The 24,288-nt window shown below is 71.4% G+C and carries 25 protein-coding genes; 8 read left to right on the top strand and 17 right to left on the bottom strand.

What is annotated here, in order from left to right; genetic code table 11:
- Positions 1-21 precede the first annotated feature (21 nt).
- From ACFWN2_RS23195 to mvk, 6 genes are read right to left on the bottom strand one after another with little or no spacing between them, the layout of a single operon-like run.
- Positions 22-1,185 carry a hydroxymethylglutaryl-CoA synthase gene (locus ACFWN2_RS23195; RefSeq protein ID WP_382430471.1) on the bottom strand — a complete coding sequence of 388 codons (1,164 nt, stop codon included), beginning with the start codon at positions 1,183-1,185 and terminating at the stop codon, positions 22-24.
- Positions 1,182-2,243 carry a hypothetical protein gene (locus ACFWN2_RS23190; RefSeq protein WP_382430469.1) on the bottom strand — a complete coding sequence of 354 codons (1,062 nt, stop codon included), beginning with the start codon at positions 2,241-2,243 and terminating at the stop codon, positions 1,182-1,184. The genes ACFWN2_RS23195 and ACFWN2_RS23190 overlap by 4 nt, the downstream gene beginning before the upstream one ends.
- A gap of 19 nt (positions 2,244-2,262) precedes the next feature.
- Positions 2,263-3,321, bottom strand: coding sequence for a type 2 isopentenyl-diphosphate Delta-isomerase (gene fni, locus ACFWN2_RS23185; protein WP_382430467.1), 1,059 nt, complete (start codon positions 3,319-3,321; stop codon positions 2,263-2,265).
- Positions 3,311-4,399 (bottom strand): phosphomevalonate kinase, encoded by a 1,089-nt coding sequence (locus tag ACFWN2_RS23180; protein ID WP_382430465.1) that lies wholly within the window; start codon positions 4,397-4,399, stop codon positions 3,311-3,313. The genes fni and ACFWN2_RS23180 overlap by 11 nt, the downstream gene beginning before the upstream one ends.
- Entirely contained in the window at positions 4,396-5,379 is a 984-nt protein-coding gene (gene mvaD, locus ACFWN2_RS23175) for a diphosphomevalonate decarboxylase (RefSeq protein ID WP_382430463.1), read from the bottom strand. The genes ACFWN2_RS23180 and mvaD overlap by 4 nt, the downstream gene beginning before the upstream one ends.
- The gene (mvk, locus tag ACFWN2_RS23170; RefSeq protein ID WP_382430461.1) at positions 5,369-6,334 is read right to left on the bottom strand and encodes a mevalonate kinase; all 966 of its coding nucleotides are present in this window, start codon (positions 6,332-6,334) and stop codon (positions 5,369-5,371) included. Before mvk ends, mvaD begins: the two co-directional genes overlap by 11 nt.
- A gap of 473 nt (positions 6,335-6,807) precedes the next feature.
- On the opposite strand from mvk, the gene ACFWN2_RS23165 reads away from it, so the two are divergent.
- A complete protein-coding gene (locus tag ACFWN2_RS23165) occupies positions 6,808-7,665 on the top strand; it encodes a helix-turn-helix transcriptional regulator (protein ID WP_382430459.1) in 858 nt (285 codons plus the stop codon).
- A 551-nt stretch (positions 7,666-8,216) separates the two neighbouring features.
- Positions 8,217-9,533 carry an MFS transporter gene (locus ACFWN2_RS23160; RefSeq protein WP_382430457.1) on the top strand — a complete coding sequence of 439 codons (1,317 nt, stop codon included), beginning with the start codon at positions 8,217-8,219 and terminating at the stop codon, positions 9,531-9,533.
- Between the two features lie 69 nt (positions 9,534-9,602).
- Here the strand turns inward: ACFWN2_RS23160 and otnC are convergent, their stop codons facing one another.
- The 9 genes from otnC to ACFWN2_RS23115 all read right to left on the bottom strand — a co-directional run bounded on the left by otnC (position 9,603) and on the right by ACFWN2_RS23115 (position 16,608).
- Positions 9,603-10,211 (bottom strand): 3-oxo-tetronate 4-phosphate decarboxylase, encoded by a 609-nt coding sequence (gene otnC / locus ACFWN2_RS23155; RefSeq protein ID WP_382430455.1) that lies wholly within the window; start codon positions 10,209-10,211, stop codon positions 9,603-9,605.
- Positions 10,208-11,440, bottom strand: a complete 1,233-nt coding sequence (gene otnK, locus ACFWN2_RS23150) for a 3-oxo-tetronate kinase (protein ID WP_382430453.1) — start codon at positions 11,438-11,440, stop codon at positions 10,208-10,210. Before otnK ends, otnC begins: the two co-directional genes overlap by 4 nt.
- A complete protein-coding gene (locus ACFWN2_RS23145) occupies positions 11,437-12,111 on the bottom strand; it encodes a hypothetical protein (RefSeq protein ID WP_382430451.1) in 675 nt (224 codons plus the stop codon). The genes otnK and ACFWN2_RS23145 overlap by 4 nt, the downstream gene beginning before the upstream one ends.
- On the bottom strand, positions 12,108-12,896 hold the full coding sequence (locus tag ACFWN2_RS23140) for a hydroxypyruvate isomerase family protein (RefSeq protein ID WP_382430449.1): 789 nt from the start codon (positions 12,894-12,896) through the stop codon (positions 12,108-12,110). The genes ACFWN2_RS23145 and ACFWN2_RS23140 overlap by 4 nt, the downstream gene beginning before the upstream one ends.
- Before the next feature lie 10 nt (positions 12,897-12,906).
- Positions 12,907-13,569, bottom strand: a complete 663-nt coding sequence (locus tag ACFWN2_RS23135) for a substrate-binding domain-containing protein (RefSeq protein ID WP_382430447.1) — start codon at positions 13,567-13,569, stop codon at positions 12,907-12,909.
- 44 nt (positions 13,570-13,613) lie between these two features.
- The gene (locus tag ACFWN2_RS23130) at positions 13,614-14,642 is read right to left on the bottom strand and encodes a phosphoglycerate dehydrogenase (RefSeq protein ID WP_382430445.1); all 1,029 of its coding nucleotides are present in this window, start codon (positions 14,640-14,642) and stop codon (positions 13,614-13,616) included.
- Positions 14,643-14,663: 21 nt separating this feature from the next.
- Positions 14,664-15,542 carry an alpha/beta fold hydrolase gene (locus ACFWN2_RS23125; RefSeq protein WP_382430443.1) on the bottom strand — a complete coding sequence of 293 codons (879 nt, stop codon included), beginning with the start codon at positions 15,540-15,542 and terminating at the stop codon, positions 14,664-14,666.
- A 2-nt stretch (positions 15,543-15,544) separates the two neighbouring features.
- Positions 15,545-15,931, bottom strand: a complete 387-nt coding sequence (locus tag ACFWN2_RS23120; protein WP_382430441.1) for a RidA family protein — start codon at positions 15,929-15,931, stop codon at positions 15,545-15,547.
- 65 nt (positions 15,932-15,996) lie between these two features.
- Positions 15,997-16,608 (bottom strand): HD domain-containing protein, encoded by a 612-nt coding sequence (locus ACFWN2_RS23115; RefSeq protein ID WP_382430439.1) that lies wholly within the window; start codon positions 16,606-16,608, stop codon positions 15,997-15,999.
- 47 nt (positions 16,609-16,655) lie between these two features.
- On the opposite strand from ACFWN2_RS23115, the gene ACFWN2_RS23110 reads away from it, so the two are divergent.
- Together ACFWN2_RS23110 and ACFWN2_RS23105 are read left to right on the top strand one after the other, a co-directional pair.
- Entirely contained in the window at positions 16,656-17,987 is a 1,332-nt protein-coding gene (locus ACFWN2_RS23110; protein WP_382430437.1) for an amidase, read from the top strand.
- A gap of 134 nt (positions 17,988-18,121) precedes the next feature.
- Complete coding sequence (locus tag ACFWN2_RS23105) at positions 18,122-18,778, top strand: GntR family transcriptional regulator (RefSeq protein WP_382430435.1); 657 nt, start codon at positions 18,122-18,124, stop codon at positions 18,776-18,778.
- 4 nt (positions 18,779-18,782) lie between these two features.
- Here ACFWN2_RS23105 and ACFWN2_RS23100 read toward each other — a convergent pair whose 3' ends face one another.
- Complete coding sequence (locus tag ACFWN2_RS23100) at positions 18,783-20,021, bottom strand: MFS transporter (RefSeq protein WP_382430433.1); 1,239 nt, start codon at positions 20,019-20,021, stop codon at positions 18,783-18,785.
- Between the two features lie 54 nt (positions 20,022-20,075).
- On the opposite strand from ACFWN2_RS23100, the gene ACFWN2_RS23095 reads away from it, so the two are divergent.
- Complete coding sequence (locus tag ACFWN2_RS23095) at positions 20,076-20,801, top strand: AraC family transcriptional regulator (RefSeq protein WP_382430431.1); 726 nt, start codon at positions 20,076-20,078, stop codon at positions 20,799-20,801.
- 15 nt (positions 20,802-20,816) lie between these two features.
- On the opposite strand, the gene ACFWN2_RS23090 is transcribed toward ACFWN2_RS23095, so the two are convergent.
- Positions 20,817-21,209: a MerR family transcriptional regulator gene (locus ACFWN2_RS23090; RefSeq protein ID WP_382430429.1), complete on the bottom strand. Its 393-nt coding sequence runs from the start codon at positions 21,207-21,209 to the stop codon at positions 20,817-20,819.
- A 105-nt stretch (positions 21,210-21,314) separates the two neighbouring features.
- Here ACFWN2_RS23090 and ACFWN2_RS23085 point away from each other — a divergent pair, with 105 nt between their 5' ends.
- The 3 genes from ACFWN2_RS23085 to ACFWN2_RS23075 all read left to right on the top strand — a co-directional run bounded on the left by ACFWN2_RS23085 (position 21,315) and on the right by ACFWN2_RS23075 (position 24,285).
- Positions 21,315-22,013, top strand: coding sequence for an SDR family oxidoreductase (locus ACFWN2_RS23085; RefSeq protein WP_382430427.1), 699 nt, complete (start codon positions 21,315-21,317; stop codon positions 22,011-22,013).
- Between the two features lie 29 nt (positions 22,014-22,042).
- Positions 22,043-22,876, top strand: a complete 834-nt coding sequence (locus ACFWN2_RS23080; protein WP_382430425.1) for an alpha/beta fold hydrolase — start codon at positions 22,043-22,045, stop codon at positions 22,874-22,876.
- 125 nt (positions 22,877-23,001) lie between these two features.
- Positions 23,002-24,285 carry an NAD(P)/FAD-dependent oxidoreductase gene (locus tag ACFWN2_RS23075; protein ID WP_382430423.1) on the top strand — a complete coding sequence of 428 codons (1,284 nt, stop codon included), beginning with the start codon at positions 23,002-23,004 and terminating at the stop codon, positions 24,283-24,285.
- Positions 24,286-24,288: the final 3 nt, after the last annotated feature.

The raw sequence follows: 24,288 nt of genomic DNA, 5'->3' as shown, positions 1-24,288 counted from the left end.
CCCCTTTCCCGGAGCAGCGGGTCAGCTGTGCTCGTAGAGGCGCTTGTGCCCGGACAGGCCCGCGAAGCGGAACGGGCCGGTGGTCTGCCGCGGCGTCAGGTGGTGCCCGCCGTCCTGCGGCAGCGACCGCTCGTGCAGTTCGCGGTAGGTGGCGAGGTCGATCGGCCGGCGCCGTCCGACGACCGCGCGGTGGCCGTCGGTGCGCACGTGTTCGAGGTAGCCGGGGACGACGGTGCCGCAGAAGAACTCCGCGACGCAGCCCGAGCCGTAGCTGGCGAACGCGACCGGCTGGTCGGTGAGGTCGCCGGCGTGGTCGAGCAGGGACGCGAGCGCCACGTACATCGAGGCCGTGTAGGAGTTGCCCAGCACCTCGTTGTACGCGGTGGTCTGCCTCAGCATCGACGTCATCAGGTTCTCGTCGACGTCGTGGCCCGTGGTGCTGAACAGGTGCCGGTGCGCCTTGAACGCCATCTTCGTGAACGGCTGGTGGTAGCAGAACGCGGCGAACTCCCGCAGGTCCCTGCCGCCCTGCTCGGTGTAGTCCTTCCAGGTGCCCTCCAGCGCCTGGAGGTAGGCGGCGACGGACTCCTGGCCCGCGACGAGCGCGGTGCTGCGGTAGTTGGGGCGCCAGAAGTCCATGACGTCCGCGGTGTGCAGTCCGGAGGGGTCCTCCATGCGGATCAGCGCGGGGTCCGCGCCGACCAGCATCGCGACCGCGGCGGCGCCCTGGGTGGCCTCGCCGGGGCTGTCGAGGTCGTAGCGCGAGATGTCGGTGGCGATCACGAGGACCTGCTGCGACGGGTCGCGGTGGACGAGCCCGGCGGCGAACTGCAGTGCCGCGGTGCCCGAGTAGCAGGCCTGCTTCAGCTCGACGACCCTCGTCGACGGCGGCAGGTTCAGCAGCGAGTGGACGTAGATGCCCGCCGCCTTGGACTGGTCGACCGACGTCTCGGTGGCGAGGACGACGGTCCTGATCCGGTCCGCGCCCCAGCGTTCGACCACGGGTGCGGCGGCGGCCGCGGCCATGGTGACGACGTCCTCGTCCGCCGCGGGGATGCTCATCGCCCGCTGACCGATGCCCAGGTGGTACTTCCCGATGTCGGTGCCGGTGTGCGCGGCGAGTTCGGTGTGCGGCAGCACGAACTCGGTGCTGGCGAAGGACAGGTCGTGGATCCCGATGTTCACGAGTGGCTCCCGATCGTCTCGGTCGAGCGTTCCAGGTGGACGTGCGCGCGCATCAGCTCGCCCAGGTTCGTCTGCGCCGCCAGCAGGGAGAGCTCGCCGCACAGCACCGTCGCCGCGGCCAGCACGGCGAGCCGGCGCGCGTTCTCACCGGGTTCGCGGTCGGCGCGGCAGCCCAGGCGGGTCAGGTTCGTCTCCACGAACGGGAGGTCCTTGCCGTTGCCGACCGTGCCGACGATGAGGTTCGGGAGCGTGCAGGAGAAGTAGAGGTCGCCGTCGAGGTCCTCCGCGACGGTGACGCCCTGCGAGCCCTCGATGATGTTGGCCGCGTCCTGCCCGGTCGCGAGGTAGAACGCCAGCAGCATGTTGGCGTAGTGGGCGTTCGCGGACCGGATGCCGCCCGCGAGCAGCGTTCCGATCAGGTTCTTGCGGACGTTCAGCTCCGCGATCTTCCTGGCGGTGGTGTGCAGCCGGTCGCGGACGACGTCGCGCGGCAGCGTCAGTTCGGTGACGACGTTCTTGCCCCTGCCGAGGATCCCGTTGATCGCGGTCGCCTTCTTGTCGGTGCAGTAGTTGGCCGAGATCGACCCGTAGCTGATGCCGGGCAGCGTCCCCAGCAGGTGGGTGAGGAGCCTGTCGGCCGCCAGCGTCGCCATGTTGTGCCCGGAGGCGTCGCCGGTGGTGAACTCGAACCGCAGGAACAGCAGGTTGGCGGTGATCTCGTGGCGTACGGCCACCAGTTCGGCGAAACGGCTGCACGTGCGCACGACGTCGCGCAGCTCGGCGAACCTCGCGTCGATCTGCCGCGCCGTGGAGTACGCGGTCTGCGCGTCCGTCGCCTCCACGAGGACGGACCGCGTCATCCGTTCGTCGACCAGGGTCGCCACGATCCCGTCCGGGACCATTGTGGACAGACGGGCGCCGCGCCGCACGGAGGGCCACAGCGGCGACTCGTAGGTGGCCAGGGGGACTTGGGTCTCGACGTCGGCGACGTTGCCGGTGACGCGCAGCGGCCCCACCCATCTCATCGGAACGCCGGCGATCGCGTGCTCTTCGGTCATCAGCTGGTTCTCCTCGTTCCTACGGCACAGTGGGGAAGGGGCGGGCGAAGCGGTGCACGTCGATGCCGCGGTCGGCGCAGAACTCGCGCAGCTCACCGCGGATGCGCACCTCGCAGCGGGAGAGGTCGGCGGGCGTGCGGGCGCCGAGCACGGTCATGAGCGACGTGATCTGGTCGAGCCACGTGGTGATCTGCCCGATCAGCGCGTCCGGCCCACCGTCGAGCACGGTCCTGAGGAAGGTGCCGGCGACGCCGACCGCGCTCGCGCCGAGAGCCAGTCCCCGCACGACGTCGAGCGGGTGCCGCACACCTCCGGAGGCGAACAGCGGCATGCCGGTGTCGGAGGCGTCGAGCAGGCAGGCCGGCGCGGACTGGCCCCAGCCGTCGAGGAAGGCGTAGTCACCGCCGGCGCGCCTGCCGTTCTCGATCCGGGCGAAGTTCGTGCCGCCGCGGCCACCGACGTCCGCGACGGTGACGCCCGTCTTGCGCAGGCACAGCACGGTCTCCCTGCTGAGCCCGAACCCGACCTCCTTGACGAAGACGGGCACGCCGGCGTCCGCGACGATCTCCTCGATCCGCGGTCCCCACGCCCCGAACGACCGGTCGCCCTCCGGCATCACGATCTCCTGGACGGTGTTGAGGTGGATCTGCAGCGCGTCGGCCTCCAGCAGGTCGACGGCCTGCCGGGCCTGCGCGGCGGTCGCGTTCGCGTTGACGTTCGCCATGACGAACCCGTGCGGGTTCTCGTCGCGCAGCACGCGGAACGTGCTCGCCGTCGACGGGTCCCTGAGGAAGGCGCTCATCGACCCGCTCGCGATGGGAACCCCGGTCTCCCGCGCGACGATCGCCAGGTCCCGGTTGATGTCACCGGTCCTGGCGCTGCCGCCGGTCATCGCGTTGACGTAGAGCGGGACGCTCCAGCCGATGCCCGCGAACCCGGTCGCGAGCGACACGTCCGCCCTGTCGATCCCGGCGAGGGCGTGGTGGAGGAACGTCACGTCGTCGAACTCGTTGGCGTCACAGGGCCGGTGCTGTTCGGCGGCCAGCCGGACGTGGTCGTTCTTGCGGTCAGCGATCACCTGCGCGGGTCCTCTCCGGTAGGGCGGTGTGGATCGGCAGCGGGACGACACCCGCAGCGAGCCAGTGGGCCCGCATGCGGCCGAGAGCGTTCTCACCGGGTTCGAGCAGCGCGATTCCGCAGTCGCCGCCGCCCGCACCCGACGGTTTGCCGGCTCCGCCCGCCTCCTCGGCCGCGTCGCACAGGGCCGTCAGGCCGCCGGTGAAGATGCCCAGCCCGTGCCGTTCGTCGACGTGGGCGAGGAGCCGCCGCGCGAAGCGGATCTCCTTGAGCACCAGCGCGTCGTCGCCTCGTTCCAGCGCGTCCGCCAGCGCGGTGACGCAGGCGTCGCTGCAGCGCACGAACTCGCGGTGGGCGTCACCGCCGCGCCAGGTCCGCACCGAACCGCTCGCCACCCGGTCCGACGTGGACGCGGGACGACCGGTCCAGCCGACCGACACCACGAGCTCGCGCGGTGGTGGCAGCCTCCTCACCTCGAAACCGGGCCAGGGTGCCTCCAGCGCGTGCCGGACACCCCTGCGGCGGGCGAGGTCGAGCACGGCCGCGCGGTCCGGCGCGCGGTACAGGATCCAGCCGCCCCAGGTGCTCGCCGCGAGATCACCCCCGGACGCGCGCGGGTCGATCCCGGCGGCGGCCAGCAGTGCCAGGCGGAAGCGCTCCTCGGTGCCGAGCGACACCGCGCAGTGCGCGAGCAGTGCGTCGATCGTCGCCACCGCGACCGCTCCGCTCGAACCCAGGCCGAACTTGGTGCCGTCGCTGTGCAGTCCACTTCGGATGGACAGCTCGACCCGCGGGAGGGCAAGACCCCACTCGGTCAGCAGCGCGTCCACCGCGTTCACCGCGGCGACCACGGGAGCAGGCCCGGCCTCCGTGGAGAACCCGCCTGCCGCGCGGGACAGGCGCGTCACCCGGTCCGACAGGTCCGAGACGATCACCAGGTCGTCGTCCGCCGGGCTGACGCTGACGACGACCTCCCGTTCGACCGAGGCCAGCACAGCGGGAGAACCCGGCTCCAGCACGGCGTATTCGCCCGCCACGAACAGCTTTCCCGGGGCGGCGCGGACCGTCGTCCTGCTCATGACGGCGTCACCAGCCTGGCCGCGGGCCCTGTGCCGGCCACCGCCGTGGGGCAGCCCGCCGCCGCGCGCACGGCCTCGGCGACCGCGTCCGCGTCGGCGCGGTGGCACAGGATCTTGACGTTCGGCCCGGCGTCCATCGTGGCGTACGCGGAGATCCCCGCCCGCCTCAGCGCGAGCACGGCGTCGAGCGCGGCGACCGTGGCGGGGGCGAAGTACCGCACGGCCGGACGTGCCGCCAGCATCGTGGCGTGCATCCCCAGCGCGTTGCGTTCGGCGACCTCACCGACGGCGTCGAGGTCGGCGCGTTCCACCGCGGCCCGCATCTCCTTCAGGTCGGCCGCGGCGGAGCCTGCCCACGGCTGGAAGAGGGGCGAGGTCTCGACCGTGCGCCGCATGGCGTCCCTGCTGTTGACCGACTTGTGGGCGGTGTCGACCAGCGCGACCACCATCACCGGGTCGAAACCCTTGGACTCCAACGGTTCCGCGTAGGAGCTCTTGTCGTCGTGACCCGCGTGCCACAGCGCGAACCCGCCGAAGACGCTGCGCGAGGCAGACCCGGAGCCCCGCCGGGCGAGCCGCGACAGCGCCGTGGCGTCCAGTTCGAGCCCGCAGGCCGACGAGGCGGCGAGCGCCAGCGCGGCGAAACCGCTGGACGACGACGCCAGCCCGGCGCCGGTCGGCACCGCGTTCTCGCTGTCCACCAACGCCTTTCCAACACGACCCGCTCGTGCGCGGACCAGGTCGAGGAACGCGTTGACGCGCTGACGGGCCACGCCGGTCACCGGTTCGCCGTCGAGCACGACCTCGTCCTCGCCCTCCGCAGAGAGGAAGCGGACCGTCGTGGTGGTGCGGAAGGCGTCGAGGGTCATCGACAGGCTGGAGGTCCACGGGATCACCAGCTCCGCGTCCCGCTTGCCCCAGTACTTGACCAGGGCGACGTTCACGTGGGCGACCGCGGTCGCCGTGGTTTCACCGGTCATGGTTCGAGAACCTCCCCACGGGCACCGTCCAGGTCTGCACGGCACCGGCGTCGCACAGCGCCCGGCTCACGGCCAGGGCGAGCTCCGGCGTGCCGGCCAGCGCGACGACGCAGCCGCCAAGCCCGCCGCCGCTGAGCTTCGCCCCGGCCGCACCCGCCGACGTGGCCGCGTCAGCCATCGCGTCGAGCAGGGGACTGCTCAACCCGAGCTCGCGCAACTCCCCGTGGCACTCGGTCATCGAGCGTCCGAAGCCCACCGCGTCCTTCAGGTCCGAAGTGGACGATCGGATCAGCTCCGTCACCGCGCCCACGAACCGTTCCCGATAGCCCGGCCGTTCCTCGAAGGCCTCGGCCACCAGCCGGACGGCGTCCCTGGTCCGCCCCGGCACACCGCTGTCCGCGATCACGAAACAGCCGTCGAACCCGAGCCGCACCTCCTCCGCGACGCCGTCGCGGAAGAGCAACGGGACCGAGGCGCCGGTGGTCATCGCGTCCACGCCGCTCGCGCGCCCGTGGTTGACGGTCTCGGCGATCTGCACCAGCTCGTAGACCTCGCGCTCGTCGAGCCGCAGTCCGAACAGGTCGGCGAGCGCGACCGCGGCGGCTCTGGCGCACGCGGCACTGGAACCGAGGCCCCTGCCGGCCGGGATGTCGCACCGCAGCAGCACTTCGACGCGCCGGTCGTCCCCGGCCAGCGCCTCGCCGAGGTGCCGCAGCCCCTCGCAGGGATGGGGCACCGGTCCCGGAGGAGTCGCCAGCAGGAACGAGATCCCGCCCGCCTCCGCGAACCGCGTGGCGTGCGCCGTCACCTCCAGCGCCGGCACCGGGATGGCGAGCGCGGGGGAGCCGTGCAGGACCGCGTGCTCGCCGAACAGGATGGCTTTGGCGTGGGCACGCCCCGAACCGAACGCGACACCGTCCGGTTCGGCGCGTTCACGCAACAATGACCTGTGCACTCGTCACTCCACGGTTCGCCGGGGCCCGGACCGTCCATCCGCGACCTGTCGTCTGGTGTGCGTGACCAGTCGTACCGGGCGGGGATCTTGGGCTGCCACAAGGCGTTCCACGTGGAGGAACGGTGCTCGGGAGGGGAAGCGCGTGGTCTCGGCGCCGCCTGGTCTCCTGGGGACGGGCCGCGCGCCCCGCGATTTCTTTCACCGAATCGAGTGATGTCAGATCAAGCCGGCGCTCTTCGAGTTCGGCTTGTGGTGCCGATTCCCTGATTTCCGCGGTGGCTCGCGGGCCGAGCTCGACTCGTGTCTCGTGCCGGAGTTCGCGCTGGTCACGGCGTTGATGCGCCGTTCTGGGCGGGAGCTCGGCCAGTGCTCCTGGCCGCATTCGACCACGAATCCAGGAACACTTCGGTCCTGCCGTTCCCTGGGAATCCCAGTCCTACCTTCGCGGCGTTGAGCGCTGGCAGACTGCGCCCATGCCCGACCACCGCCTGCACGCCCGCGAACTCGGCATCTTCCTGCGAGCGCGCCGCAACAGGCTGCGCCCGCAGGACGTCGGCCTGGAGCCCGGCGGCAGGCGCAAGGTCGCCGGTCTGCGCCGCGAGGAACTCGCGCTGCTCGCGGGCCTCAGCACCGACTACTACCAGCGCATGGAGCAGGGCAGGGAGGTGCGGCCCTCGGACGACCTGCTCGACGCCCTCGCCACGGCGCTGAAGCTGGACGAGGAGGAACGCCGCCACCTCTTCGCTCTCGCCGACGCGGTGCGGCGAGGCACGCCGGAGTCCCACGGCGACGAGGAGGACGTCCCGGCCGCCACCCGGCACCTGCTGCACACCATGACCACACCCGCGTACGTCGTGGGCAGGCACCTCGACGTGCTGGCCTGGAACACGATGGCGGAGGCGCTGCTCGGCGACCCCGGCGACACCCGTCCCGCACAACGCAACCTGCTGATGGAGCTGTTCCTGAACCCCGAGGTGCGCTTCCGTTGCGCCGACTGGGAAAGCACCGCCGCGGAGTACATCGGCATGCTGCGGGCGACGGTGGCCGCGAACCCGTCCCACCCGCGCGGCACGGCCATCGTCGGTGAGCTGAGCATCCGCAGCACGGAGTTCCGGCGGCTGTGGGACCGGTACGACGTGCGCGCGCCCGTGCAGGGCACGAAGGTGTTCCGGCACCGGGAGATCGGCGAGATCACGCTCGACTGGGCCACTTACCCGTTGCCGGGCAGTCCGGGGCCCGTGGTGATGGTGTACACCGCCGAGCCGGGTACCGCGGAGGCCGAGAAGCTGCGCCTTCTTGGTGTGCTGCACGAGGGTCGGCGGCGCCGGTAGGGGCTGGCGCTCGCCGGTGGGGGCGGCGGGGGAGTGCTGTTGGTCTGTGGGGACGCGCGGTGCGTGCGGTGTTGCGGTGGCGTGGCGTGTGTGGGGACGCGCGGCGCGTGAGGTGTTGTGGTGGCGGGGTGGCGTGGCGTGTGGGGGACACGCGTGGCGCGTACGGTGCGATGCCGGCGACGTGCCGTGTGTGTGGGGTGTGCCGTGTGTGTGGCGCGCTGTGTCGGGGTGGCGTGGCGTGTGTGGGGAACGCGCGGTGCGTGCGGTGTCGTCGTGACGGCGGCGTCACATGCGTGGGAGACGCGCGGCGTCCGAGCCAGCGCGTAGCGCCGAGCCACCCCCTCCACAAAGGACACTGATCGGCCCGGCACTCGCCCCATCCGCCCCAAGCCCGTCGCGTCACGCCCTGTGCGAGGCCGTGCCTGAGCGTCACCAATAATCGAGCAAACGCGACTCTGTTATATCCAACGCTTAGATACTATAGTATCGCTCCAGCGCGGATCCTTCGCGCAGGGTTGCCGCCCGATGAACGTCCGTCGAAAGGATCCCTGGTGACATCTGCTGAATCCCCGGCGCTGCCGAGCGCCCCGACCTCGGCCGAGACCCGGAAGGTCACCGTGGCCGGGGCGATCGGGTTCTTCGTCGAGAACTACGACAACTCCGTCTACGGCTTCCTCGCCGGCATCATCGCCATCGCCTTCTTCCCCGCGGGGGCCGAGGCGGCCGCGTTGCTCTTCACGTTCGGCATCTTCGCGGCGTCGTTCGTCTTCCGGCCGGTGGGAGGTGTGCTGCTCGGGATCATGTCGGACCGGGTCGGCCGGCGTCCCGCCATGGTGCTCGCGCTGACGATGATGGCCGGGGCCACGACCGTGATCGGTCTGCTGCCGGGGTACTCGTCCTGGGGCGTCGCCTCCGTGTTGTTGTTGCTGCTCATGCGCATCGTCCAGGGCGTGTCCGTGGGTGGTGAGGTGTCGGCGGCCATGTCGTTCGTCGGCGAGCACGCGCCGCCGAAGCGCAGGGCCTTCCTCATGTCGTTCCCGCAGGCGGGCAGCACTCTCGCGAACCTCGCGGGCAACGCGTCGGCTTTCCTTCTGACGTGGGCACTTCCGCCCGCGGCGATGGAGAGTTGGGGCTGGCGCATCCCGTTCCTCGTCGCGGCACCGATGGGGCTCATCGGCTTCTACATCCGGCGCAGGCTGGAGGACACGCCCGCCTTCATGGCGTTGCAGGAAGAAGGGATGATCGCCCGCAACCCGCTGCGCGACGTGTTCAGCAAGGACAACCGCAGGCAGCTGGGTCTGGCGTTCGTGCTGCCGATGCTGAACAGCGCGGGGTTCTTCGTGCTCTTCGTCTTCATGCCGACCTACCTGACGAGTCAGCTGGGGTACAGCCGGCCGGACGGGCTCATCGTGAGCGCGGTGGCGCTGGCGTGCGCGACCGTCGCGATCCCGTTCTTCGCGCGCGTTTCCGACCGCATCGGGCGCCGGCCGGTGATGCTCACGTCGTGCGTCGCCATCATGGTGTTGTCCGTGCCGTGTTACCTGCTGCTCGGTGCGGGTGGCATGACGCTCGCCGTCGTCGCCGGCGGTGTGCTCGGCCTCGCCTTCGCCGGCAACTACTCGGTCATCCACCCGATGATGCTGGAGCTGTTCCCCTCGCACATGCGCACGACCGCGTACTCATTGGGCTACAACGTCACGACGGCGTTGCTCGGCGGCGCGGCCCCGCTCATCCTGAGCGCCCTGTACATCTCGTCGGGCAACCTGCTCCTGCCGGCGTTCTTCGTCGCGCTGTCGGCGCTCGGGACCGCGATCGCCGCCTACCTCAACAAGGAGACGGCGGGCAGGTCGCTGACGAACTTCGTCTGACTTGCCGTCCACATGCGACGATCCGGCGGTCCTCGATGAGGACCGCCGGATGGTGGCATGTGCAGGCGGTCAGGCGAGCGCGGCGGCCTGCTCCTCGGTCAGGGGAGCGGTCGGCAGTCCGCGCAGCAGGAGGAAGAGCTTCGCCGTCTCCTCCAGTTCTTCGAGGGCGTCCACGGCGGCGGTGAGGTCCGCTCCGGCGACGACCGGGCCGTGGTTGCTCAGGAGCATCGCGTGCCGGGTGGCCGCCGTCGCCTCGGCGAGGGACTCCAGGCTCGCGTCACCGGGAGCGTGGTACGGGAGAAGGGGAAGGCGACCCACGCGCATCGCGTAGTACGCGGTGAGCGGGGGCAGGACGTTGTCGGGGTCGAGGCCGCGCAGGCAGGAGATCGCCGCGCTGTAAGAGGAATGCGTGTGCACGACGGCCTGCGCGCTCGGGCGGGCGCGCAGGACGGCGGCGTGCAGGAACGCCTCCTTCGACGGTGTCGGGCCGGACAGGTGCGCACCGCGTTCGTCGACGAGCGACAGGTCGGCCGCTTGCACGGTGCCGAGGCTCGACCCGGTGGGGGTGACGAGGATGCCGTCCGCGGTCCGCACGGAGATGTTCCCCGTGCGGCCGTGGGTCAGGCCTCGGCCGAAGAGCGAGCGAGCCGTGCCGACGATGTCCTCGGCGGCCGTCACGGGCTGTCGTCCGAGGCGGTGAGCAGGAGGTCGGGCTCGCCGAAGTTGCCCGACTTGAGCAGCACGTCGAGCTTCTGGTCCGTGTGGATCCACGGCACACCCCTGGCTGCCTCCGATCCGACGATTCCTCCGCGGACACCGAGGGCGGCGACGACCGAACCCGACGTCTCACCGCCGGCGGCGACGAATCGGGTGACCCCGCGTTCGCGCAGTCCTCCCGCCACCCTGCCGACGGCCGCTTCGAGGATCTCCGCCGAACGCTCGACGCCGAGCGCGTCCTGCACCTCGCGGAGCTCGGCGGGAGGCAACGACGAGTAGATCAACGGTGCCGGGCCGGGCGGAAGCGCGTCGTACCAACCGAGTGCGCGCCGCGCGAGCACCTCCGGGTCGTCCGACGCGAGCGCGTCCAGGCGGTGCGCGGGGCGGTCCGCCTCCAGCATCCGGCCGACCTGTTCCAGCGTGCGCCGGGAACAGCTTCCCGCCAGGACGACGGCACGGCCGCTCGGTGCGCTCTCGTTCGCGGCAGGGCGTGCCGCGTGGTCCGGGGTTCGCGCGCGTGCGATCGCTCCCGCGAGCCCGGCGGCGCCGGCGACGAGAGGCTCGTCCAGAACGGCCTGCGCGATCGACAGCAGATCGCTTTCGGTTGCGGCGTCGGGGAACAGGTACCTGGTGCCGTGCAGGTGCTTCCGGATCGCCTCCGGGCCGCGGCTCACGACCTCGTGGCTCACAACGGCGCTGCGGCGTCCGGACTGCGCGTCCATGAGCCGGGTCAGCGCCGAGTCGCGCATCGGCGTGAGCGGGTGGTGGCGCATGGACGACTCGGACAGCAGATCGCCGTTCACGAACAGATGGCCGTTGAACGTCGTGCGCCCGTGCTCGGGAGTCGCCGGTGTCGTCACCACCGTGCCGGCCTGGACCAGGCCGGCGAGGGCGTCGAGGACCGGCCCGATGTTCCCGTGCTCGGTGGAGTCGAAAGTCGAGCAGTACTTGAAGTAGAGCTGCCGTGCGCCGATGGTCCGCAACGCGGTGGCGGCGCCGAGCGACCACGCCACCGCGTCGCGCGCGGGAACGGTCCGGGACTTGAGTGCGATCACGACGACGTCCAGGCCGGACTCCACAGTGGACGGATCGGGGGTGCCGAAGTAGACGCCGCACCGCATCCCGCCGCGGCGGAACGCCACGGCGACGTCCGTGGCGCCCGTGACGTCGTCGGCGATGACACCGATCATCGCTCGGCCCCGCCGGGCACGAGCCGGCGCAGGGCGGCCGCCGCGCTCTTCGGACCGGAGACGACCGGAAGCCCCACGGCCTCCTGCAGCGCGTCGCCCGCGGGAGCGAGGGAGTACTGGGCGAGGAGGACGGCCTCGACGCCGGCGGGCCGCACCGCGCACGCGTCCGCGAGCGCCGTCACCAGGGCGGCGTGGTCACCGGCCTTGACCGCGTCCATCGCGGCGGGCGCGGAGAGACCGGCGACGCGGGTGCTCACCCCCGCCTCCCGCAGCGCCGTTTCCAGGCGCCGCACGGAGTCGTCCCGCGCCGCGTCGAACGAGGCGAGCACGAGCACCGACGCCCAGCCCGCCGCGGCGATGTCGGCGAAGGCGGCCTCGTCGGGCGCCAGCACCGGTACACCGGCACGGGTCGCCTGTGCGACGGGGCCGTACAGCGAGCAGGTGAGCAGCACGCCGTTCGCCTCCTCCGCCAGGGCGTGCTCGATGAGCCGCTCCATGCGGCGGCGCAGGGCGTCGTCCAGGCCGCCGCGATCGTCCGCGTCGGCGAGGAGCCGGTCGTCGAGGACGTTCCACACGACGGCGCCGGGCAGCGCGTCGCGCAGTGCCGCCTCCGCGGGCGCGACGGCCGCCGCCACGGCACTGATCAGTGCGATCTTCGGGGTGGTGCTCATCCCGCGAGCTCCTTCATCCAGGTGAGCCCGTCCGTGGTGCCGGTGGCGGGCTGGTACTCGCACCCGATCCACCCGTCGTACCCGGAGGCCTCGACGGCGCGGAACAGGGTGGCGTAGGCGATCTCCCCGGTGCCGGGCTCGTGACGCCCCGGCACGTCGGCGATCTGCAGGTGCAGGGTCGTGTCGTAGTGCGTCTCGAAGGTGCGCACGAGGTCACCTTCGTCGATCTGGACGTGGTAGAAGTCCATCAACTGCCCGACGACGTCGTCGCCGACGGCCTCGACGACCGCGGCGGCGTGCGCCTGCGACCGCAGCACGAAGCCGGGCGCGTCGCGCTTGTTCTGCGCTTCGAGCAGCAGCCAGACGCCGGTGCCCCTGGCCTGTTCCGCGGCCCAGGCGATGTTGGCCACGTACCGCGCGAAGGCGCGTTCGGCGCTCACCCCCTCCGGCACGATGCCGCCGACCACGTGCAGGAACCTCGCGCCCAGGACGGTGGCGTACTCCAGCCCGTGGAGCACGCCGTCGCGGTACTCCCCGGCCAGGTCGGGAAAGCACGCGTACCCGGACCTGGTCGGGGATCCCGCCGGACCCATCGGGGTGTTGATGAGGATCTGCTCGAGCCCGGCGTCGTCGAGCAGCGCCCGCAGCCGCCGTGCCTCGTACTCGTAGGGGGACGCGTACTCGACGGCGGCGAAACCGGCTCGGGCGGCGGCGTCGAACCGCTCCACGAACGGCAGTTCGGTGAAGAGCCACTTGAGGTTCGCGGCGAACCGCAGGTTCGTCATCGCGGTGCCCTCAGGACACGGGCTCGAGAGCGGTGAGGCGGTACGCCCGTGCCGCCTCGGGACCGCTGATGAACTCGACGAACGCCGCCACGTCGGGGTTGCCCGCCGAGAACGCGGCGGTGCCCGCCGAGAACTCGGTCCACTTCTGCACGTCCTCCGGCAGGGGGCCGACGATGTCGGCGCCGTCCACGTAGAGGAGCTCGCTGAGCTGCTGCACGGCGAGATCGGCCTCGCCGCTCTCCAGCGCGGTCGCCGTGAAACCCTTCTCCAACACGGTGGCCCTCGGCAGCACGACCTCCCCGAGACCGAGGCGCTTCACCAGGTCCACGAAGTAGATGCCGCTCTGACCCGTCCGCGAGTACGCGACCGAACGGGCGGTGCTCAGCGTCTTCACGAGGTCGTCCGTCGTGTCGATCGCCGGGTGGTCCGCGCCGCGCGCGACGGCGAGCCCGATCCCGGTGCGCACGATCGGCCGGGGTCCTGCGGCGACGACACCGCTCGCGATCAGGGCGTCGAACGACGGGGTGGCCGCGATCATCACGTCGAAGTGCTCACCGGCGTCGAGGCGCCGCAGCAGCTGGACGGTGGGGTCGTAGACGGGGACGACCCCGACCCCGGTGCGCTCGGTGAACGCGGCGAACAGGTGGTCGTCGAACGCTTTGCGCGTCGCCAACCCGCTCATCATGACAATGGATCGGTCTGACACAGTCGTTTGTCCTATCTCGACGGTCGGGCTGTTTCTGTTGGTGGCGCGGCGTTTCGCGCCTTCAGACGAGCGTGGTGCGCGATCGCGCGGCCGTTGACGGCGGCCGGGGGGATCTCGCCGGAGAGCGCCGCGAGGACGGACTCCGCCGCCGACGTCCCCGAACGGAGACGGCCCTCCACCGTGGCTCCGGCGACGTGCGGGGTGAGAAGGAGGTTCGCGACACCGCGCAACGGGCTGTCCGCGGGCAGCGGTTCGTGTTCGAAGGTGTCGAGCGCGGCGCCGGCGAGCGCGCCGGAATGCAGGGCGCCGACCAGGGCGGACTCGTCGACGACACCGCCGCGGGCGGCGTTGACGAGCACGGCTCCCGGCTTCATCAGGGACAAGGCGCGGGCGTTGATCAGATGGCGTGTGCTGTCGTCGAGGAAGACGTGCACCGTCACGGCATCGGCGCGTGCGAGCAGTTCCGGCAGCTCGACGAGCGGCACCCCGGCGAGCGCCGAGCCGACGTGGGGGTCGTGCGCGAGCACCGTCATGCCGAACGCCCGCGCGAGTTCCGCGACGCTGCGGCCGATCGTTCCCAGGCCGATCACCCCGAGCGTCTTGCCGTGCAGCTCCCGCCCGCCCGCCTGCGGCCACTCCCCGCGCTGCACCGCGGCGCCCAGTTCCGGGACGTGGCGCACCAGGTTGAGGAGTGCGGCGATGGTGAACTCGGCCACCGACAGGCGGTTCACGCCCGGCGTCGCGCAGACCGCGACGCCGAGCGCGGTCGCCGTCGCCACGTCGACGTTGTCGTGGCCGACGCCGGTGCGGGCCACGACCTTCAGCCGTGACGCGGTGTTCAGGACACGCGCGTCGCACGGTTCGACACCGGCGATGATCGCGTCGGCGTCCTTCACGACGTCCGCGAGCGACCACCCCCGGTGCGCGAGATCGGCCGGCCGCCCGAACACGACGTCGTGTCCGGCGCCGGTGAGCATGCGGTGCACATGATCTTCCTCAGCCAGCCACGACGTCGTGACCAGCACTCGGTTCCGGCCCATCTCGCGCTCCGTTCCTCCGTGTCAGCGGGACAGCCGCTCCGCGAACGACGTGATCTCGTCGACCAGCTCGCGGGGTTTCTCCTCCGGTACGTAGTGACCGGTGCCGCGAATGGTCGTGCCGCTGACGTCGGTGCCGAGCGGGCGCATGTCGTCGAACAGCGCCGGCGCGGAACCGAGCTCACCGCCGATGGCCAGCACCGGCACCTGGATCAGCGCCTCGCGCAACTCCTTGTTGCGCTCGGTGTTCTCCTTGACCGCGCGGTAGTACCCGAGACTTCCGCGCAGACCACCGGGAGCGGCCAGCGTGCGTTCGTACTCCGAGATGTCCTCCGCCGTGAACGTCTCGCGCCAGCTCGCGGTCTTCCTGGCGAAGAACCACTCGATGAGGATCCGTTCGCGGCCCGCGACCAGGGCCTCCGGGAGGTCCGGGATCGCGTTGAACAGGAAGTGCCAGCTGCGCCAGCCGTCCGGGCCGACCGGCACCACCTCGGGCAGCGAGAGCCCGGCGATGTTGCCGTCGACGAACACGACGCCGGTCAGCGACTCGGGGTACCGGTGGGCGAACGGGTAGCTCACCCACGACCCGATGTCGTGCCCCACGAGCAGATAGCGCTCGTGACCGAGCTCCGCGAGCAGGTCGTGCAGGCGCTCGGCCGTCGTCCACGTGTCGAACCCGTCCTGCGGCACCTCCGAGTCGCCGAGACCGGGCAGGTCGACGGCGACGACGTGCCAGTCCCGCGCCAGCAGCGGGATCACGTGCCGCCAGGCGTGGAGGTTCTGCGGGAAGCCGGCGACGAGCACGACGACCGGCCCGCTGCCCGCCTCGACGACGTGCCAGCGCAGGCCGCTCGCGTGGACCGTGCGGTGCCGCGGCGTGGTGCTGTTTTCCTCGTGCGCCACGATCAGCGGTTCTCGGGGATGTACGCGACAGCCTCGATCTCGATCCGCAGGTCCGGGTTGGACAGTGGCGCGACGATCGTCGAACGCGCCGGGAACGGCTTCGAGAAGTACTCGCGGTAGACGACGTTCATCGGGTCGAACAGCGTGGCGTTCAACAGGAACACGGTCGTCTTGCACACGTCCGCGAGCGTGCCGCCCGCCGACTCGACGCCCGCCTTGATGTTGTCCAGCACCGCCCGCGTCTCGGCCGGGAAGTCGTTGGTGACCAGCGAGCCGTCCGCCCTGACCGCGATCTGGCCGGACAGGTAGACGTAGTCGCCGGCGCGCACCACGTGGGTGAGCGGGACCTCGAGCGGGGCGATGCCGGAGTTGGGGATTTCCTTGATCATGCCGGTTCTTCTCCTCTGTGACTGTTCCTGTGCGAGGTGGTCGTGGGCCGGGGAGCGAAAGGGGCTCAGCCCTTCTTCGCCCACCGGTCGGCGGGGTCCATGTCGAGGAGCCCGCCCTTCTCGGCCGCCGCCCAGAAGGCGTGGTCGGCATGGTGCACGATGCTGTTCAGGGTGCTGCGGTAAACGAGTTCGCCTTCCCCCGAATGTGTGCCGCAGACGTGCGCGAGCTCTTCGGGCAGTCCCACCGTCAGTGCGATGTGGACTCCGTAGACGGAGTGGCGGATCGCGGGGAAGCCCGCCCTGCCGGGATCCTTCTTCCACCGCGCCTGGTTGGCAGGGCTGTTCTCGAACGGCTTGCCGAGGTCGTGCAGGACTCCCGCGGCGTAGAGCGTGTCGCGGTCGAGGCCGAGCGGACCGAGCACCCGCTGCAGTTCCTCGCCCAGGGCGACGGTCAGCAGCCCGACTCCCCGGACGTGCGTGGCCTGCGTTCCGTCGCGCAGCGCGGGGGAGTCCGGGTTGGCCGACCCCGGCATGTCCTCAATGGACTCGAACTCGGTCTGGCTCAGGGAAAGCGCCCACGCCTCCACGACTCTGGCCGCGAGGTCCTGGTCGGCGAAGTCCGCCAGCTCGGGCAGGCTCGCCCTGACTCCGGCGCGGATGTGCTCGATGTCTGCCATGAGGCAATACTATAGCATTCAGTCAAACGCTGTAGTACTTTCCTGTTGTGACTACTTTTACTCACTCGCGGGGCGGAGCGGCGGCGCACACCGTGCGGGAACTGCGCGACGGACTCGCGGACGGCCGGTGCACGGCGGTCGGCCTGGTGGACCACTACCTGCGTGAGATCGACGCGACGGCCGAGTCGGTCAGCGCGTTCGTGGAGGTCTTCGCCGCCGACGCGCGCAGGCAGGCGGAGGAGAGCGACGGGCGGCGCCGCGCGGGCGGTCCTCTCTCGGCCGTCGACGGCATCCCGTTCGCCGTCAAGGACATCATCGGCATCCGCGGGCGGAGGATGTCGGCCGGCTCCCGGGCCGTCGACATCGTCCCGGAGGAGGACTCGCCGATCATCGCGCGGCTGCTCGCGGCCGGCGGGATCGTCCTGGGCACGACCAGGATGCACGAGCTGGCGTACGGCCCCTCCGGCCTGAACGACTTCGACGGGGGCGCGCGCAACCCGCGCTATCCGGGGATCATCCCCGGCGGTTCCAGCAGTGGTTCCGCGGCGGCCGTGGCGGCGGGCCTCTCGCCCATCGCCTTCGGTTCCGACACGGGAGGGTCGATCCGGGCACCCGCGTCACTGTGCGGGATCCACGGCTTCAAGCCGAGTTACGGCCTGCTGCCGACCGGCGGTGTCCACCCGACCGCCCCGACGCTCGACCACCTCGGCTTCCTCGGCGCCTCGGTGGAGGACCTGCGGATCGTGATGAGCGTGTTCGCGGGCAACGGTTTCCTCGACGGGCGGGCCGCCGGACGCAGGCTCGCCGCGTTCGAGGATCCCGGCCTGGAGGTGGACCCCGCGATCGCGAAAGCCCTGCGCGCCACCCTGGACGCGCTGTCGGACCGCGGCTGGGAGGTCGAGTCCGTGACGGCGCCGGCCGGGTTCGACGTCATGGACGTGTCCACGACGATCATGGCCTACGAGGCCTACCGCGTGAACAAGGAGCGGTTCGAGAAGACGCCGGAGCTCATCGGAGCCGATGTGCGCGAACGGCTCGACGACGGTTCCCGCGTCACACGTGCGCAGTACGAAGCCGCCCTGCAGGAGGTGGACCGGGTGCGGGAGGAGGTGTCGGCGCTCGCCGCGCCCTACGACGCCCTGGTGAACGCGACCATTCCCGTGGCCGCGCCGAGCGTCGAAGCCGCGGTGCGGCCGGACGTGAGGCGCATGCTCATGCGCAACACACGACTGCAGAACCTGATCGGCGCACCGGCGATCTCGCTGCCGGGTGCGCACGGCGGACCGAATCCGTGGGGAGTGCAGCTGTTCTCGTCGCGCGGGACGGACACGGCGTTGCTGGCCACCGCCGCTGCCGTCGCCGCCGATCTGGAGGCCTGATTTCGCGTGGTACGGGCCCGTAGAACGTACGATTGCGGCAGATAGTATAGTAAATATGTGACACCGATGTAACCTGTCGGTGTCGTGCGGGACGGCACGCCACGAGCCGTCGACGAGGCGATGGGGGTGGATCCTTGGCCAAGGTCCCGTTGGCAGACCGGATGTACGAGGTGCTGCTGACGCAGTTGATGGACGGGACGCGCAAGCCGGGCGAACCGCTCAACATCGGCGCGATCAGCCGTGAGCTCGAGGTCAGCCAGACACCCCTGCGGGAAGCGCTCGCGCGCCTGGAGCACTCCGGACTCGTGCAGCGAGAGGCCCTGCGCGGCTACTTCGTGGCGCCCGTGTTCACCAAGCGCGAGATGACGAAGCTCGCCGCCGCCCGCGAGCTGATCGAGCCGGCCATCGCGGCCGAGAGCGCGCTGCGGCGCACGCCGGAGTTCCTGGCCGAGCTCGCCGTCACCATCGACGAGCTGGCCGGGTCCGGGGCGAGCGCCGACACCGACTCCGACGCGTTCCGCCTGTACTGGAGCTCGGACGCCCGGTTCCACAGCCTGATCGCGGCGCAGGCCGACAACCCGTTCCTCGAAAGCGCCTTCCACGCGCTCAGCGGGCACGTGCAGCGGTTCCGGTTGTTCATGAAGGCCGGGCACGCGCACGCCGGTCAGGCCGCGGACGAGCACCAGCGCATCCTGGACGCGCTGGCCGCGGGTGATCCCGTTGTCGCGGCACGGGAAATGCTCTCGCACGTGAAGGCCGCGTCCGAGCGCGCGCTGGCGGAGCACGGCTGACCGGTCAGGCGCTCGACTCCGCGAGTTGGTGCTCGCGGGTGTCGTAGCGCCAGAACGGCCGCACGCACACCGCGGCGACGAGGACGACCGCGATGCAGAGCAGCGCGGCGCCGGACCACGCCAGCGTGAAGGTCGTGGCCGCCGCCATGAAACCGGCGCGCAGGTCGCCCAGGCGCGGGCCTCCGTTGACCACGACGGTGAACACGCCCTGCAGGCGCCCTCGCAGCCGGTCCGGCACGAAGGTCTGCAGGATCGCCTGGCGGTAGACCGCGCTGACGAAGTCCGCCGCGCCCGCGACGACCAGCAGGCCCACGGCCACCCAGAGGCTGTGGGCGAACCCGGCGACGGCGACGGCGGCCGACCACACCACCACGGCGAGCGTCAGCGCGACGCCCTGCCTGCGCACGCCGCCGATCCAGCCGCTCAGCAGCCCCGCCAGGATCGACCCGGCCGCGATCGCCGAGTAGAGCGGGCCCACACCGCCGTCGAACCGGGTCGCGGCGGCCTGCGGGAACAACGCCTCCGGCGTCGCCAGCACCATCGCGGCGATGTCGACGGCGAACGACATCATCAGCACCGGGTTGCCGCCCAGGAACCTCAGACCCTCCACAATGGACTTCAGGCCGGGGCGTCCGATGCGGTCCGCCACGGCGAACGAGGGTAGTCTTGCTGTGGCATAGAGCGAGGCGGTGAACAGCACGGCGTCGGTGGCGTAGGCGTAGGCGAACCCTCCTGGCAGCTGCACCAGGACACCCGCCAGCAGCGGGCCGAGCACCTGGCTCAGCGTGGACACCGTGTAGCTCAACGCGTTCGCGGCCGGCACCAGTTCGGCCGGCACCAGCAACGGCAGGATCGCACCCCGTCCCGACGCCGACACCGCGAAGCTGCCGGACTGCACGGCGACCAGCCCGAGGATCAGCACCGGCGAGCGCACGTCCGCGATGCTCTGCGTGAGCAGCGCGAGCGTCACGACCCACGAGACCGCGGACGAGACCAGGACGAGCTTGCGCCGGTCGACCGCGTCCGCGACCGCGCCGCCGTAGAGGCCGAACACCACGACCGGTATCAGTCCCACGACGCCGCTGAGTCCCACGGCCAGTGACGACCGCGTCAGTTCGTAGAGCTGCACCGGCACCGTCACCGCGGTGATCATCATGCCGACGACCGCGGTGCCCTGTCCGAGGAAGACCCGCCGGTACGCGGGGATCGACAGCGGCCGGGTGTCGGCGAAGAACCTTGCCATGCCGTCCACGATGATCGATCCGAGGCCGGAAGACTTCCGATAAACTGCCCTCTCGTGTCGCAATACCGCCATGAGGTAGGCGCTGGCTCCGTCATCGAGGCGCACCGGCATGACGGTGAGCACCAGCTGCTCTACGTCAGCAACGGCATCTTCGCGACGACCACCGAGCACGGCACGTGGGTCGCCAGCGCGCAGAGGGCGATCTGGACCCCGGCCCAGACGTGGCACGAGCACCGCGTCTACGGCCACGCCCTGGTGCACCTGTTCCGCTTCCCGCCTGGCGAGGCCCTGTTCCCCGGCGACCGGCCCACGATGATCGCGGTGCCGGGCCTGCTGCGCGAACTGCTGATGGCCTGCACCGAACCCGGCCTGCCCGAACCGGAGGCCCGCCGCCTGCGCGCGGTGATCCGCGACCGGGTCCGCCGCGCCGACCTGGCACCGCTGACGCTGCCGGCCGCCCGCGACCCGCGACTCGTGGACGCCTGCCGGTTGGTCACCGACGACCTGAGCCGGCCGCGCACGATCACGTGGCTCGCCGCGCGCACCGGCACCAGCGACCGCCACCTGGCCCGGCTGTTCCGCTCCGAGTTCGGTACCACGTATCCGCAGTGGCGCACCGGGGTCCGGGTGTTCCAGGCGATGATCGAGCTCAGCGGCGGCGCCACCGTCACCGAGACGGCGCACCGCTGCGGCTGGGCGACGACGAGCGCGTTCGTGGACACGTTCGCCCGCACGACGGGCCAGACCCCCGGCGCCTACCGGGCAGCCGAGGCGGGCTGAGCCACACCGTCCACATCAGACGGACGTGGTGACCGCCTGCTCCAGCGAGGACGGGCACGACGCCGCGTCCGGGTGGGTGGCGAGCTCGATCAGCAGGTCGAGCCTGCGGCCCGCGGCCTGGAGTTCGGCGAGCTTCGCGTCGAGGTTGGCGCGCTCGGTGGTCAGGCGGTCGAGCAGGTCGGGGCCGATGCGGCGGGCGTCGATGGCCGGCAGCAGCGTGACGATGAGGCGGCTGCTGAGCCCGGCGGTGTACAGCTCCTGGATGAGCCGCACGCGGTCCACCGCCGACTGCGGGTAGACGCGCTGGCCGCTGGCGGTCCGTTCGGACTGCAGCAGGCCCTGTTCCTCGTAGTACCGCAGGGCGCGCGTGCTCACGTTGACCTGCTCGGCCAGTTCTCCGATCCGCACTGTGCTCCTCGTCTCCGCGGCTTGCCCTTGACGTCAACGTCAAGTTTTAGCGTAGGCGACGCAGAGCGGGAGGGAACGCCCTCCCGTCCGAGGAAGGGAATGAGAATGGACGTCGCTGGTTCCACCGCGCTGGTCACCGGGGCCAACCGCGGCATCGGGCGCGCTTTCGTCGACGAGCTGCTGGCCCGCGGTGCCTCCCGGGTCTACGCCGCGGCCCGGCGCCCGGAGCTGGTCGAGGTCACCGACCCGAGGGTCACGCCGCTGCACCTCGACCTGCTGGACGAGAGGTCGATCGAGGCGGCCGCCGCCGCGGCACCGGACGTCACGCTGCTGGTGAACAACGCAGGCATCGCGACCGGCGCGGGCCTGCTGACCGGTGACCTGGCCGAGGTCAGGCGGGACCTGGAGACGCACCTCTTCGGCACGTTGCGCGTCATCCGCGCCTTCGTCCCGGCGCTGACCGCGGGCGGGGGAGCGATCGTGAACCTGCTGTCGGTGCTGTCCTGGGCCGCCACGCCCCAGGGTTCGGGGTCGTACTCGGTGGCCAAGGCCGCCGAGTGGAACATGACCAACGGCGTGCGCGTCGAGCTCGCCGGCAGGAAGGTCCTCGTCCAGGGCGTGCACCTGGGCGCGGCCGACACCGACATGATGGCCGGCAGCGACGCGCCCAAGATCGCCCCGGCGGACGTCGCGCGGGCGAGCCTCGACGGCGTGCGGGACGACCTGATCGAGGTGCTCGCCGACGACCCCAGCCGCTTCGTCAAGGCCGCGCTCGCCGGCGACCCGGCGCAGCTCTACGGCTGATCTACTTCCGTTACGACTCAAGGACTTCGATGCCGCGCGCTGATGTCAGTGGAATGACGTTCGAGTACGAGATCCAGGGCCCCGCCGGCGGTGAGGTGGTGCTGCTCGTCATGGGGGCGGGAGGACAGCTGACCCTGTGGCCGCAGGGGCTCCTGGACCTGTTGGTGGACAAGGGTTTCCGCGTCGTCACGTACGACGCCCGCGACGTGGGGCTGTCGGAGAGGGTGGACTCCGCGTACGGGCTGGGAGACATGGCAGCCGACGCGGCCGGACTGCTGGACGCGGTGGAGGTACCCGCGGCGCACGTAGTCGGCGTGTCCATGGGAGGCATGGTCGCCCAGCTCCTCGCCACCGACCACCCGGACCGGGTCCTGTCGCTCACGTCGATCATGTCGACGACGGCGAACCCGGAGCTTCCCGGTACGCCACCGGAACTGGTGGCCGCGTTCCTGACCGCACCTCCGGACCCCGGCGAGGACCTGGAGGTCTTCCTCGACCACTCGGTGGCGAACGCCCGGCGGACGCAGTCCCCTGCCTACCCGGCCGACGAGCGGTCGTTGCGAGAGCAGTTCGCCGGCGACTACCGGCGCGCCCACCACCCGGCCGGGCTCGTCCGCCACCACGAGGCGATCGTGGCCGCCGCGGATCGCCGCCCGAAGCTGAAGGGCGTCGCGGTGCCCGCGCTCGTCATCCACGGCGAGGAGGACCCGCTCGTCCCACCGGAGTGCGGGCGGGACACGGCCGCCGCCATTCCCGGTGCGGAACTGCTGCTCGTGCCCGGGATGGGCCACGACCTGCCGCCGCAGCTCCTCGCGCTGTTCGCGGACGCGATCGACGGTATCGCCCGCCGGGCTCGGGGTTGAGCCGGCGGGCGCCGACAGATGTCGTTCCCACCAGCCGGAACGCACGACATCGGTCGGCTGTGCCCGGCAGGCTCCACCACGAGACTGAGCAGCGGGTTTCGGCTGCCTGACGGACGGAGACGCGCATGGGGACCGACGTGGTCGTGATCGGGGCCGGCGTGATCGGCTCGTCGATCGCGCTCGAACTGGCACGCGCGGGACGCAGGGTGGTCGTGCTGGACCGGGCGCCGGGGGCGGGGCAGGGTTCGACGTCGGCGTCGAGCGCGATCGTGCGGTTCAACTTCTCGACCCACTCCGGGGTCGCGACGGCCTGGGAGTCGTACCGGTGCTGGCTCGACTGGGCGGGGCACCTCGGGCACGACGTCGGTGACCTGGCGGCGTTCCGCAGGACCGGGCTGGTGATGCTGGACGTCGACGCCGCTCCCCGCGGGGCCTGGTTGTCGTTGTTCGACCAGATCGGCGTGCCCTACGAGGAGTGGGACAGCGCGACGCTGGCCGAACGCCTCCCCGGTGTCGACACCGGTCGCTACTGGCCGCCGAAGCGGCTCGACGACGAGGCGTTCTGGGAGGACTCCGAGCGCTCGCTCGGCGGCGTGTACACACCGGACGCGGGATACGTCTCCGACCCCGGCCTCGCCGCGGTCAACCTCGCGGCCGCGGCGGTCGCGCACGGCGCGGAGTTCCGGTTCCGCAGCACCGTGGTCGCCGTCGACAAGTCCGGTGGACGGGTGACCGGGGTGCGGTTGGCGGACGGAACCCTCGTGCCCTGCGCGGTGGTCGTGAACGCGGCCGGGCCGTGGTCGGGCGCCCTGAACCGGCTGGCGGGCGTGGGGTCCGACTTCACCGTCGGCGTGCGCCCGATGCGGCAGGAGGTCGCGCACGTGCCGGTCGCGCAGGGCTACGAGGGCCCGGCGGTGGCCGACATGGACCTGGGCACCTACTTCCGCGGTGAGGTGGGCGGCGGCCTGCTCGTCGGCGGAACCGAACCGGAGTGCGACCCTCTGCAGTGGACGGACGACCCGGACGGCGTCGACGTCCACCCGACGGCCGCCGTGTTCGAGGCCCAGGTGACGCGGGCCGCCCGGCGGCTGCCGAACCTCGCCGTGCCGAACCGGCCGCGCGGCGTCGTGGGTGTCTACGACGTGGCCGACGACTGGACGCCGATCTACGACCGCACCGAGCTCGACGGCTTCTACGTCGCCATCGGCACCAGCGGCAACCAGTTCAAGAACGCGCCCGTCGTCGGGCAGCTGATGGCCAAGCTGGTCGGCGAGGTCGAGAACGGCGCCGACCACGACGCGCGACCCGTGCGGTTCCTCGCGCCGCGCACCGGGCTGGAGATCGACCTCGGCGCGTTCTCCCGGCGGCGCGGCGTGAACACCGCCAACTCGGGAACGGTGATGGGCTGAGGT

The organism is Lentzea sp. NPDC058436, assembly GCF_042721515.1.
Taxonomy (GTDB): domain Bacteria; phylum Actinomycetota; class Actinomycetes; order Mycobacteriales; family Pseudonocardiaceae; genus Lentzea.
The sequence above is the reverse complement of the archived record's forward strand: the minus strand, read 5'-3'. Positions and strand labels throughout refer to the sequence as shown.

Excerpts from the sequence above, each read along its gene's own strand:
- ACFWN2_RS23115 (WP_382430439.1), bottom strand. The coding sequence starts at position 16,608 with ATGGCAGACATCGAGCACATCCGCGCCGGAGTCAGGGCGAGCCTGCCC.
- ACFWN2_RS23120 (WP_382430441.1), bottom strand. The coding sequence starts at position 15,931 with ATGATCAAGGAAATCCCCAACTCCGGCATCGCCCCGCTCGAGGTCCCG.
- ACFWN2_RS23190 (WP_382430469.1), bottom strand. The coding sequence starts at position 2,243 with ATGACCGAAGAGCACGCGATCGCCGGCGTTCCGATGAGATGGGTGGGG.
- ACFWN2_RS23165 (WP_382430459.1), top strand. The coding sequence starts at position 6,808 with ATGCCCGACCACCGCCTGCACGCCCGCGAACTCGGCATCTTCCTGCGA.
- ACFWN2_RS23085 (WP_382430427.1), top strand. The coding sequence starts at position 21,315 with ATGGACGTCGCTGGTTCCACCGCGCTGGTCACCGGGGCCAACCGCGGC.
- mvaD (WP_382430463.1), bottom strand. The coding sequence starts at position 5,379 with ATGACCGGTGAAACCACGGCGACCGCGGTCGCCCACGTGAACGTCGCC.
- ACFWN2_RS23080 (WP_382430425.1), top strand. The coding sequence starts at position 22,043 with ATGCCGCGCGCTGATGTCAGTGGAATGACGTTCGAGTACGAGATCCAG.
- ACFWN2_RS23075 (WP_382430423.1), top strand. The coding sequence starts at position 23,002 with ATGGGGACCGACGTGGTCGTGATCGGGGCCGGCGTGATCGGCTCGTCG.
- ACFWN2_RS23180 (WP_382430465.1), bottom strand. The coding sequence starts at position 4,399 with ATGAGCAGGACGACGGTCCGCGCCGCCCCGGGAAAGCTGTTCGTGGCG.
- ACFWN2_RS23140 (WP_382430449.1), bottom strand. The coding sequence starts at position 12,896 with ATGACGAACCTGCGGTTCGCCGCGAACCTCAAGTGGCTCTTCACCGAA.
- ACFWN2_RS23130 (WP_382430445.1), bottom strand. The coding sequence starts at position 14,642 with ATGGGCCGGAACCGAGTGCTGGTCACGACGTCGTGGCTGGCTGAGGAA.
- ACFWN2_RS23100 (WP_382430433.1), bottom strand. The coding sequence starts at position 20,021 with ATGGCAAGGTTCTTCGCCGACACCCGGCCGCTGTCGATCCCCGCGTAC.
- otnK (WP_382430453.1), bottom strand. The coding sequence starts at position 11,440 with ATGATCGGTGTCATCGCCGACGACGTCACGGGCGCCACGGACGTCGCC.
- ACFWN2_RS23145 (WP_382430451.1), bottom strand. The coding sequence starts at position 12,111 with ATGAGCACCACCCCGAAGATCGCACTGATCAGTGCCGTGGCGGCGGCC.